Source organism: Echinicola soli, from assembly GCF_006575665.1.
Lineage (GTDB): Bacteria > Bacteroidota > Bacteroidia > Cytophagales > Cyclobacteriaceae > Echinicola > Echinicola soli.
Map to the genome: position 1 here is coordinate 3,199,863 of NZ_CP041253.1, position 11,930 is coordinate 3,211,792.

Sequence of the window (11,930 nt, forward strand, 5' to 3'; positions counted from 1 at the left end):
CTTATACAACCCGTTATAGGCTACCTTAAAGACAGGCAGTAACTAACAAAATGATACAACGAGAATTCGCTGACAAAGCCAAGACAATTTTAGAGCCAGACGATAATGTAATCGGTTTGGCTGTTGCAGGTTCGTGGTTGACAAATGAAATAGATGAGTTTTCTGACCTTGACCTTATTCTTGTTACAAAGCAAAAGATTTCTAACGACAAAAATCTAATGCTTGACTATGCAAAAAGATTGGGGAATTTTCTATCAGGATTTACGGGAGATCACGTTGGAGAACCAAGACTTTTAATTTGTCTTTATGACAATCCGCTATTACACGTTGACATAAAATTCGTAACTCTTGACGAGTTTCACACACGCATTGAAACACCAACGCTACTAATTGACAAAAACGGACAACTCGAAAAAGCAATTAGTAATTCACAAGCAAAGTTTCCATATCCCGATTATCAATGGATTGAAGACCGTTTTTGGACTTGGACACATTATGTGTTATTAAAAATTGGACGTGGAGAATACCTTGAAGCATACGATTTTATGGGATTTTTCCGAATGGTTGTATTTGGACCTTTGCTTCATATCAAAAATGGCAATTTACCTCGTGGAGTTAGGAAGGTAGAAATAGACTTAGAAAGTGAAGATTTAGCTAAACTAAAACTCACAATTCCAGCATACGAACGACAATCATTATTAAACAGTCTAAGAAGCGCAGTATCATTATACAGACAACTGAGAATAGAACTGTTTGAGGAAAAGGTGAATTTACAAAAGACCACAGAGAATAAAGTGATGACTTATTTTGATAGTATTGAGAACAGGAAATAAAAAAGGCAGCCAATAACAACTAAGTTTTCGTGCGGCTTGTAAAGCCAAGCATGAAAACGCTGTTGCACTGCCTGCCCCGACTATTTCGGGGAACCGGTGAAATGCTTATGGGGATTGGGGCTGGATTTTGTGGGTGCCTGGCGGTCCTTTCCAGGCAAAAAGTTATGGGCCGGATTGAATTGTGTTTTAATAAATCTGTTTCAGGTATGATTTTCTGCGATTCCGGACCTGTTTTGGAGGGACCATTTTGCAGTATGGGCATACCTTTCCCGGCCAGATAAAGTCAGGGATTAATTTTTGGACGGGAGAAGAGCGGAAAATGCTGTCCTTGGAGGTCCCCGCTTAGGCAGGCGCTGAATGCTTACCATGGTTTCTTTTTGGCAGTATGGGCAGTACCGTGGGTTGTATTGTGCCAGGGCTCTGGGATCCACAGGCAACTGTGCCGCGCCAAGCACTTGGTGTACCAGGGGTATGGTTACCTGTTTGGCAGAACTGGACAGTATCCCAAAGTGCCGGATCCGGACCAGCCCCTTGGGAATTTAATAAACTTTGGTGGTGGCGGACAGAAAAGTGCTTCGAAACCGCCACAAGCCATATGTACAAACCGTGTGTGCAAGATTTTCCGGATGCTGATCCGGGATCAATCAATATTTCTGGGGGCTGGAGAAGATTTATATTCATTTGGTATGTCGCCACGAAGTTTTTTGTAGGCGGATTCCAAATTTCATGGAAAACAAACAGCTTTGGGTCTTAGAATCTTTGTGGCAAAAAAACAAAAAAGAAATCCTTTTAAAATAAAGGGATTCATGCCCTCAACTTTTTCGCTTGCCTCCTTTTTAGCACATTTTGAGGGCCAAACAATATTTCTGGAAGATGAGAGATTTCCAGGTGGTTTTGGTAAGCATATTTCTCTTTAATGTAGCAATAGTAATGTGTAGATTATAAAATCAGTATAAATCCGACATTGCGAATGCAGAGCAACGGAGTGAAGCAATCTCGTTTTCTTAATACGGGATTGCCACGTTCCCGATAGCTCGGGACAGGCTATACTTCCTCGCTATGACGGTATTTTAAATCGCGTTTATTATAAAAAATCAGCGTAAATCTTATTAATCTGCATCATCTGGGTGCAATCGAAACCAACCCTAATCCCCCAACTTTTCCGCTTGAGCTCCAATTCTTTCTACGTGTAAGATTAAGGATACTCATATTATTTCATACTGTTTTTCTTTCCAACCGATGTGTGGTCCGCAATGATAATCTCTTTATTGAAATACTAATTGGCATATCAAACGCTTATGGTCTAGAAACCCTTTAGGATTTTTTCTCGTTTTCAACTATTAATTTTCCAAATGTATGATTGGATATTCCGGAGCATGTTGACCCCATGATCCGGGAATGAACCGGAGGGTAACCACCTTATAAAGTACATGTTTCATAGTGAGTTTTGACCACCTAGCTTTGTGGAAAAACAAGAAGATATGAACCTACAAGAAGAAATGTCCTCCCTAGTCGAAGAATACAAGAGCAGCGGTTTGACACAGAAATCCTTCAGTGAGCAAAAAGGGATCGGCTTCCACAAATTCAATTATTGGTACCGGAAGCTGAGGGATGAACAGTCCCGGGGAGCGACCGGCTTTATGCCTGTCCGTACCCAGGGCAGCAGCCTTCCAGCAGAGACAGTGGAAGTGGTCTATCCGAACGGGGTAAAGCTGCGGGTGCCTGGCGGGGACCTATCGCTGTTGTCGAACCTGATCAAACTCTACTGATGTTTTCACTGGGCTCCCAGCACCAATATTTCCTGTACCGCAGCCCGGTGGACATGCGCAAAGGATTTAATGGGCTTTACGGGATGGTCATCAATGAACTGGACCGGGACCCGGTTTCCGGGGAGGTGTTCGTCTTTGTCAACCGCAACCGCAACCTGATCAAACTCCTGCACTGGGAGAAGGGCGGTTTCGTGGTCTATTATAAACGCCTGGAAAAAGGCACTTTCCTGCTCCCGGAGGAGCGGGACGACGGCGTGTTGGAATGGCCCGAACTGGTGCTGATGGTCGAGGGCATCCAGGTGGACGGCTACCGGCAGCGTCCCCGCTACACCCCCGGTTGATTTTTTTACTGACCGGTGTTCAGCTTTTTGGAGCCGTATGCGCTCCTATTCGCTCCATCAGGTGTTTTTTGAAGTGAAATGGCCGAAACCATCCCTTGAGGGCTTTTTCCACAGGGGATGTGGAAAAAAAGTTCATGGTTTTATAAGCGGGAGGCTTTATTTTCGGGCATGTCAAAGCCACTCGATCAGTTGACCAAAGCCGAACTGCTTGCCCTTTTGGAGCAAAGGGAGCAACAGGTGGCCGACCGTGAGCGGGTGATAGCCGAGAAGGAACGTATCCTGGCCGAGAAAGAAGCTTATGAGAAGCAGCTGTTGGCGATGATCGAGAAGTTCAAGCGCATGTCCTTTGCCCAGAAGCGGGAGCGCTTCGAGGGGAACAAAGACCAGATGGACCTGCCCTTTGAGCCTACCCAAGAGCAGGAGCGGCAACAGCAGGAGGAGTTCTCCCGCAAGGTGGAATACATCCGCAGGAAACGCCCCACCCATACGGGCAGACAACCCTTGCCCGACCATCTCCCTACAGAAGAGATCGAGATCCATCCGGAAGGCGATCTTACCGGCATGGAGTGTATCGGCAAAGAAGTGACCGAAGAGTTGGACTATATCCCTGCCCAATATATCCGCAGAAGGTATATCCGTTACAAATATGCACCAAAAGACAAGTACAGCAGTGCCGGGGTAAAGATCGGCCTGTTACCGGAAAGGGCCATCCCGAAGGGCATCCCGGGTTACGGACTGCTCACCGACATCCTTACAAGGAAATACCTGGAACATATGCCGCTGTACCGGCAGGCGCAGCGGTTCAAACGGGAAAAGATCCCCATAGCGCCCACCACACTTGAGGGATGGGTGAAACAGGGCCTGGAAAAACTCGAGCCCCTGTACGATTGCCTGGTGGCCGACACCAAGGCCATGGGCTATCTTATGGTGGACGAGAGTACCATACGGGTATTGGACGGCGACAAGAAGGGCGCCTGCCATACAGGCTACTATTGGGTGTACCATAATCCCCTGGAAAAAACCGTACTGTTCGATTACCGGCCTACCCGGGGAAAGGAAGCCCCCAGTGCCATCCTGGAAAATTTTAAGGGCTACCTGCAAAGTGACGGGTATGCCGTATATGAACACTACGCCGACAATAAGGAGGTCACCCACCTGGCCTGCTGGGCGCATGCCAGGCGGAAGTACTTTGAGGCCTTGGTGGAGAACAAAAAGCTGGCTTCCGAAGCCCTGGGCTTTATCGGCAAGCTCTACGATGTGGAAAGAAAGGCCAAGAAGCTGAACCTATCTGCCGAAGACCGTAAAAAGCTCCGTTTGGATGAGGCATTGCCGGTGATCAACAAAATGTCCGAATGGATCAAGAAGCAGCTGCCCAAGGCCCTGCCCAAAAGCGAGCTGAGAAAAGCCCTGTTCTACTCGGCAAACAGATGGGCCGAGCTGTCCAACTACCTGTATGACGGGGAACTGGAGATCGACAACAACCCCGTAGAGCGAGAAATCAGATCCATGGTGGTCGGCCGGAAGAACTACCTGTTTGCCGGTTCCCATAAAGCGGCCCAAAGGGCGGCCATGATCTATTCCTTCTTTGGGATATGCAAGCTACATGACGTGAATCCCCAGCAGTGGCTCGAACATGCGCTGAGAAATATCATGACCATCAACCATAAAAACATCCGGGACTTATACCCACAAAACTTCAACCACACAACACGGGGTTAATAGGGCGGTTACACCGGAGGTTGAAAAGTGGCTTAAGCGGCTGTTTTCAACTGCCATTCCGGCGGATGCTGACCCCCTAAAGTAATATTTCAGCAATAATTCCGGAGCATATTGACCCCTCTGTTGTCAGATTCCGGAACATATTGCCCCCTCATAATGCTGGTTTTGGTTTTTTAGCGGATGATTTATATACCACTAACCGTGATCCAATGGCAGGAAAACCAAAACCAATGAGTCAGATAAAACAATTGATCATTCTCAACAAGCAGGGCAAAGGGATCAAGACCATTGCCCGAATGCTTGGCATGAGCAAGAATACCGTAAAAGCCTACCTGGTCAAGCTGGAAAAGCTGCTGGGGCAGACAGGTACGAGCCTAACCATAGATGATCTGCTCGCCCTTGAAGAGCCGGAGATCCATTCCCGTTTCCATCCTGGCAACCCTTCCTATAAGGATCCCCGGTACGATCATTTTAAAATGCGTCTTGAATATTTTCGTAAAGAGCTGAAGCGTACCGGGGTTACCAGGGCACTTTTGTGGGAGGAATACAGACAGTCCCATCCGGATGGTTACAGCTACTCACAGTTCTGCCACCACCTTGACCAGCATGACCTTGCCCGGTCAAAACCAACCATGGTACTTGACCATCCGCCCGGGGAAAAGCTTTATATTGATTTTGCCGGCAAGACGATTGACTACATAGACCGGGAAACTGGAGAGGTCATTTCCTGCCAGTTTTTTGTGGCCTGCCTGCCCTGTTCGGACTATGCTTTTGCCATGGCCGTGCCCAGCCAGCGTATAGCCGATTTTCTCCATGCCCTGGCCTGCTGCCTGGAACATTTGGGCGGGGTCCCTTCCCTGCTGGTCCCCGACAACCTGAAGTCGGCAGTGGACAAGGCCGACAAGTACGAACCGGATATCAACCGGGCACTGGAAGACTTTGCCAACCATTACGGTACGGCCGTCCTGCCTGCAAGGGCCCGAAAGCCCCAGGACAAGGCCCTGGTCGAGAACCAGGTCAACATGCTCTACTCCAGGGCATATGCCAAGCTGAGGAACATGCAGTTCTTTGATCTTTATGCGCTCAACCAGGCCATTAAAATCCGGATCAGGGCCCATAACCAGACACGGATGCAGCGCAGGCCCTACTGCCGGGAAGAAAAGTTTTTGGCCGATGAAAAAAACCTGTTGGGAAAACTTCCCGAGGACCGGTTTGAGCTACGCTACCATGCCCTGCTGACCGTGGCAAAAAACAACCATGTTTACCTGGCAAGGGACAAGCAATATTACAGTGTCCCGTATACCCTTATTGGCAAGAAAGTGAAGGTAGTCTACACCAGGTCCATGTTCTATGTCTACCATGAAGGCAAAAAGGTAGCCGTCCATGCCAGAAGCACCAAGGGCGGCTATTCTACCGTTGAAGACCATCTGTGTTCCCAGCACAGGCATTACAGGGACAGGAGCCCTGAATACTACAGGGAGCTTGCCCGTAAAAAATCGGAGGTCCTTTACCGGTATGTGTCCCTGCTGTTTGAGCAGAACCGGTATCCCGAGCAGCTTTACAGGACCTGTGACGGGCTGCTGGCCCTGAGCAGGAAGTCCGACCCGGACACCTTTGACAGGGCCTGCAAAATAGCCATGGACCACCAGGTCTATTCTTATGGGTTTATCAGGAATATCCTTGAAAACAACATGGCCCATGAACAGCCTGATACTACACAAAAAGCCCTGCCCAAACACGACAATGTCCGGGGCAAGGAATATTACGACCAACAGAAACTCCAATTTTAACACCTAATGAATATGAACCAGATCGAAGCACAAATGACCAGGCTTAAACTGCACGGCATGTCCAAAACATGGACAGCCCTGAAGGAAACCCGCAAAACCCAAAACCTCACGTTGACAGAAGGCCTTGAGATGATGCTCCAGGCCGAGGAGCAGGAAAGGGACAACAGGAGGTTCAGAAGGCTGGAGTCCAATGCCGGATTCAGGTATAAGGCCTCCCTGGAAGAACTCAAGCTTGATAAAACCAGGGGGTTGGATGATATGGTGTTGGCATCCCTGTCCACCGGAGACTACATCACCAAAGGGGAATCGGTGTTGATAACAGGGGCCACCGGCTGTGGTAAAAGTTACCTGGCATCCGCACTGGGACACCAGGCCTGTATCCAAGGGTTCAAGGCCGCCTATTTTAATACCCAGAAATTGATGCTCAAAACCAAGATGGTAAGGCTGGAAGGCACCGCTATCAAGTTCTTTGACAAGTTGGCAAAAGCCGACCTGCTCATCATGGATGATTTTGGGCTCACACATCTGGAAAAACAGCATCAGATGGACTTTATGGAGCTCATTGAGGACCGGCACGGGAAGAAATCCACCATCATCGCAAGCCAGTTGCCCATATCCAGCTGGTATGAGGTGATCGGTGAAGAAACGATAGCCGACGCCATTCTTGACAGATTGGTACACTCATCATACAGAATCGAACTTAAAGGTGAAAGTCTAAGAAAAAAAATGTAAAATTGTCATACCATTGGATTCACAGGACCAAACCAACTTTTAGAGGGGTCAATATCCCCGGAGAGGGGTCAGTATCATCCAGAATATCCATGTATGATGAAGCCATTAAATGGTAACTTTGGAGCATTACAAATTTTTGATTTACCTTTTTAGATGAAAAAAATATTGATTGTCGAAGATGATGTGGACTTAAGTCGAAACATAGCAGATTCTTTGCGGGCAGAGGGGATTGAACCGATGGTGGTGTACGATGGGTTACTGGCAGCCAAGTTGCTGGAAAGAGAGCTGTTTCATGGGGTGATTATGGACATTAACCTACCGGGATGGAATGGGTTTGAGCTTTGTAGATATTTTAGAAAACGCAATCAACATACTCCAGTCCTCATGCTTACGGCCTTTAGCGAACTGGAGGACAAAGTGATCGGTTACGAAGCCGGGGCAGATGATTACCTGACCAAGCCATTTTTTATGAAGGAACTTTTGATGAAGGTTCAAGTTCTTCTCAAAAGGGGGCAACACCAGTTGGATCGAGCACCCAATGATCCTATAATTACAGTAGGAGCGCTTAAACTCAACAGGACAAGTAAGGAGGTGGAGCAAATGGGGCAAAAGATTGATTTGACCCCGAGGGAATTCCAAATCTTGGAAGCTTTACTGGAGGCCAATGGGAATCTTGTTTCCAAAAAGGAACTTGTTCAGAAAATATGGGGGACTACTTTGGATATTTCTTCCTCTACCAATACCATCGAAGTATATATTAATTTCCTGCGAAATAAACTGGACAAACCCTTTGGTAAACAATCAATTAGGACGAAGGTAGGCTTTGGTTATTACTATAAAGACTGATATGACCATACGAAATAAGATATTACGGTACTTTTCCATCAGCATTATCCCGCTGTTGGGCATTTGTCTATTAACGGTTTACCTGGTTTTTAAAGGCTACCGAAAAGAGGAGTTCCGTCAAAGGCAAAAAGAAAAAATAACGTCCACCTTGACCTACCTTTCCGCTTTTTCCGAGATGGATTCTGAAATGCTCAAGAGCTTTAACAGGACGGTGATAGATTCGATGCTCAACGAAAAGCTCTTGATTTTTGATGCTAAAAAAGAACTGGTCTACCGTTCACTTGACGATACGCAGGTGATATCACTGGAGAAAATCCTTGGAAGGCTATCTCCAAATAGCAGGGAGATAGGGCTTACAGAAGGCGATTACGATGTGGTAGGCCTATATCTTGAATCTGGCGGAAATGCGTATTATGGGATTTACAAATCCTTTGATGAATTCGGTTATACTAAATTGTATTTTTTAAGGAATATCCTGATCGGGACGTTCTTGGCAATTTCCGTATTATTGCTTGTCGTTACTTTTTTCCTTTCTAAGCATATCGCAGCCCCCATCCGACATGTGGCGCTGGCCATACAGCAATACAAGATAGGAGCAAAACGGTTTCGGCTGGATTTGAATGGTAAATCCAGTGAGGTGGACGCCTTGGTCAATAAGTTCAATGAACTCCTGGACAGAATTGACCTGGCCTTTATGTTCCAGAAAAATGCTACCCACCATATTTCCCATGAACTCAAGACCCCGCTGGCCGTACTGGTGTCCAATTTTGAGAAAATGGAAAGGATGGAAGACAACAAAGAACTGCGGGACCTGTTGGTCAAACAGAAACACATGACCATGGGGATTTCAGAAGTGATCAATGTCCTGCTGGAAATTTCCAAAAAGGATACGGGAACAGGTCTCGAGGAGAAAGAACTTAGGGTCGATGAACTGATATTTGATCTTTGTGATGAACTTTCGGCCATTTACCCCGACTTTATGTTTTCAGTAGACTTTGGAAGTGGGATAGAGGATCCAAAGAAGTTATTGTTCTTGGGAAGTGAATCACTGCTAAGGGCTGCGTTATCAAACCTACTTACCAATTGCATTAGATACGGGCATAGTGGCATGGCCAATGTGCTGATAAAGACAAAAAGTGAACAATTGTGCATCCAATTCACCAATAGAGGAGAAACCCTTTCCAAAAAGGAAGTCAAATCAATGTTCAAACCCTATTTCAGGGGACATAACAGCAAGGGCATATTGGGCAATGGCCTTGGACTTGCGTTGGTCAAAAAAATCATGGAGGTATATGACGGGGATATTGTTTACACCACCCCGGATAAGGATGTAAACAAGTTTACGATGTTGTTGCCTTTAAGGTAATCTTTATTTTCATTAAGGTTATTTTAAGGTGGTTTTGATGTCATTTGCCATTATAAAGATTGGCAATGATGCAAAAGAAACACCTATATTACCTATTATCCCTATCCTTGTTGATAGCGATTGGCCCATTGGACAGCTTGGGCCAATCGCTCCAAGACAACAGCTACCAAAGCGATACACTGAGGCTGGACAGGAGCTCTTGTGAAGCTTACCTGCTCCAAAACAGTGTTAGGATAGTGGCGGAAGAACTTGAGATTGACAAGGCCATGGCTGAAAAATGGCAGGCCAAGTTATGGCCAAACCCCAGCCTTGAAATCGATGAGGTAAACCTTTGGTCCACACCTTCCCAACTGGGATACTTCGGGGAGGAATTACCTCCAATAGCGGGGAACTTTGGAAGGAATCTTCAGGTCTCCATGGCCCTTGAACAACTGGTGCAGACAGCTGGGAAGCGAAAAAAACTCATAGCGATTGAAGAAGTCGCTGTCGAGCAATCGGAAGCCTACTTCAAGGATTTTTTAAGAGAACTCAAATTGTCTTTTAGGGAGCTGCTCAACCAACTGGAATACCTGGAAAATAATAAGACCTTATTAGCCAGCCAATTTGCATCCCTTTCTCAGCTAAAAAATGCCATGGGCAAGCAGGTGGAGCTGGGCAATACCGGAAAGGCAGAATATGTCCGGTTAATGGCTGCACAGCTGGAATTGAAAAAGGAACTTTTCGAAATAGAGGAAGAACTCATATCCCTGGAGCATGAGCTGGCACTTCTCATGAACCTGCCCCGTGGGACAGTGCTCAGATTAGAAGTAAGTGATGATTTTCCGGAACTGGAAAAAATTTCCACAATCAGCCTGGGCCAGCTGGAAAACGAGGCCTTTAAAAACAGGCCTGACCTTAAGGTGGCCATGTTGGAGGAGAAATATCAAAGTAATATGGTAGACTACGAGAAAGCCCAGCGCATTCCCGATGTGGCCTTGAAGGTAGGCTATGATAGGGGAGGTAACTTCATGTTGAATTTTATTGGATTTGGGGCCAGCATCGACCTTCCGTTTTTTGACCGTAATCAAGGAAATATCAAACGTGCTCAAATCAGCCAGCAACAGGCGCAACTGAAGGCACAGTATAAACAATCTTCGGTGTTGGGCGAAGTACGGACGGCCTACTTTTCCCTGATGAAGGAAATTGAATTCTATCGGGATATAGATCATCAGTATGATGCTGAACTTGATGGATTGTTGGAAAATTATACACGGAATTTTAGTGATCGTAACATCAGCTTGCTGGCCTATTTGGATTTTTTGGAGGCCTATCTGGAAAACAAGGAAATCCTGCTCGATACCAAAAGGTCCATCAGGGATAAATTGGAAACATTGCATTCAACCATCCACGGAGAAATTTAAACAAATAACTAAGATGAAAACATTGGGAAAAGTAAATTACAGTCACCTTTTGGTCCTTGTGCTTCTGCCCATGCTGGTCTCCTGTAGCCCTGAGGGGAAAAGACAACCTGCTGTGGAAAGCAGCAGGTTCTGCCTGGAAGGAAGCCTCAAGGAAGGGATGACGCTTGTAAAGGCGCAGCAGACGGCCATTAAGGAATCCTTGCCCCTTACCGGAAAGATTGAAACCAATCCCGACCATGTCATCCACTTTACCAGCTTGGTCAGTGGAGTGGTTACCAAAACCTATTTTTCTTTAGGGGATCCGGTTTCTTCAGGACAGCTGTTATTGGATATAGTCAGCCCTGAACTGAGCTCACTGCGAGCAGACAAGAAGCGTCTTGAGGGAGAAATCCTGGTAGCGCAGCGACAATTGAAAGCCATGGAGTCCATGTTTGAGGATAAATTGGCTTCTGAAAGGGACTTGCTGGAAGCCGAAAGTCAACAAAAATCTCTGGAGGCCGAGTTGGAAAAAGTCAATGCTAATCTATCTCTTTACCGAGCCAGCTCCGAAAGGGGTGTTTTTCAGGTCTTTGCCCCTGCTGCTGGCGTGGTTACTTCCAAAAATGTTACGGCAGGTATGCAAATCGTAGCTGACGATACTCCGCTGTTTACGTTGGCCAACCTGGATTCGGTATGGGCAATGCTCAATATTTATGCAGGCAATTTGGCCCAGATCAAGCAGGGAATGGAGGTGACGATTTCTTCATTGTCCTATCCGGAATTGGATTTCTCTGGGCAGATCAACCACCTTTCCGAAGTCTTTGAAAGTCAGGAGAAAGTGCTAAAAGGGAGGGTGGTACTCGAGAACAAAGACCATTTGTTGAAACCCGGAATGGTGGTGGATGTAACTGTAGCCAATGAGCGGAGCCAAAAAGCGATCAGCATTCCTTCCAATGTCCTTGTTTTTGACAACAATGCTTATCATGCCATCATAAGGAAGGACGATTGTGACCTTCAGTTAAGGAATATTGACCTGGTGATGATCAATGATGGAGTCGCCTATGTACAAAACGGCATTGCGGAAGGTGAGCAGGTGATTGCCTCCAACCAATTATTGATCTACGAACAATTGAAAAACCAGCCAAACCATTAACC

General features: G+C 46.4%; 10 protein-coding genes and 1 pseudogene. 10 read left to right on the forward strand and 1 reads right to left on the reverse strand.

Annotation, left to right across the window (positions count from 1 at the left end; all coding sequences use genetic code 11):
* Positions 1–50 precede the first annotated feature (50 nt).
* Positions 51–833, forward strand: a complete 783-nt coding sequence (locus FKX85_RS12765) for an aminoglycoside 6-adenylyltransferase (protein WP_141615094.1) — start codon at positions 51–53, stop codon at positions 831–833.
* Between the two features lie 290 nt (positions 834–1,123).
* Here FKX85_RS12765 and FKX85_RS21960 read toward each other — a convergent pair.
* A pseudogene (locus tag FKX85_RS21960) lies at positions 1,124–1,372 on the reverse strand (IS91 family transposase); the annotation flags it as partial.
* 942 nt (positions 1,373–2,314) lie between these two features.
* On the opposite strand from FKX85_RS21960, the gene tnpA reads away from it, so the two are divergent.
* The 9 genes from tnpA to FKX85_RS12810 all read left to right on the forward strand — a co-directional run bounded on the left by tnpA (position 2,315) and on the right by FKX85_RS12810 (position 11,928).
* Complete coding sequence (tnpA, locus tag FKX85_RS12770; protein WP_141615095.1) at positions 2,315–2,602, forward strand: IS66 family insertion sequence element accessory protein TnpA; 288 nt, start codon at positions 2,315–2,317, stop codon at positions 2,600–2,602.
* The gene (tnpB, locus tag FKX85_RS12775; protein ID WP_141613661.1) at positions 2,602–2,943 is read left to right on the forward strand and encodes an IS66 family insertion sequence element accessory protein TnpB; all 342 of its coding nucleotides are present in this window, start codon (positions 2,602–2,604) and stop codon (positions 2,941–2,943) included. Before tnpA ends, tnpB begins: the two co-directional genes overlap by 1 nt.
* A gap of 168 nt (positions 2,944–3,111) precedes the next feature.
* The gene (tnpC, locus tag FKX85_RS12780) at positions 3,112–4,662 is read left to right on the forward strand and encodes an IS66 family transposase (protein ID WP_141614247.1); all 1,551 of its coding nucleotides are present in this window, start codon (positions 3,112–3,114) and stop codon (positions 4,660–4,662) included.
* Positions 4,663–4,892: 230 nt separating this feature from the next.
* Entirely contained in the window at positions 4,893–6,452 is a 1,560-nt protein-coding gene (istA, locus tag FKX85_RS12785; protein WP_229239616.1) for an IS21 family transposase, read from the forward strand.
* Positions 6,453–6,464: 12 nt separating this feature from the next.
* The gene (gene istB / locus FKX85_RS12790) at positions 6,465–7,184 is read left to right on the forward strand and encodes an IS21-like element helper ATPase IstB (RefSeq protein ID WP_141615097.1); all 720 of its coding nucleotides are present in this window, start codon (positions 6,465–6,467) and stop codon (positions 7,182–7,184) included.
* 153 nt (positions 7,185–7,337) lie between these two features.
* Complete coding sequence (locus FKX85_RS12795; protein ID WP_141615098.1) at positions 7,338–8,030, forward strand: response regulator transcription factor; 693 nt, start codon at positions 7,338–7,340, stop codon at positions 8,028–8,030.
* A gap of 1 nt (position 8,031) precedes the next feature.
* Entirely contained in the window at positions 8,032–9,396 is a 1,365-nt protein-coding gene (locus tag FKX85_RS12800; protein ID WP_141615099.1) for a sensor histidine kinase, read from the forward strand.
* Positions 9,397–9,461: 65 nt separating this feature from the next.
* On the forward strand, positions 9,462–10,796 hold the full coding sequence (locus tag FKX85_RS12805) for a TolC family protein (RefSeq protein WP_141615100.1): 1,335 nt from the start codon (positions 9,462–9,464) through the stop codon (positions 10,794–10,796).
* 13 nt (positions 10,797–10,809) lie between these two features.
* On the forward strand, positions 10,810–11,928 hold the full coding sequence (locus FKX85_RS12810) for an efflux RND transporter periplasmic adaptor subunit (protein ID WP_141615101.1): 1,119 nt from the start codon (positions 10,810–10,812) through the stop codon (positions 11,926–11,928).
* The last annotated feature ends 2 nt before the right edge of the window (positions 11,929–11,930 follow it).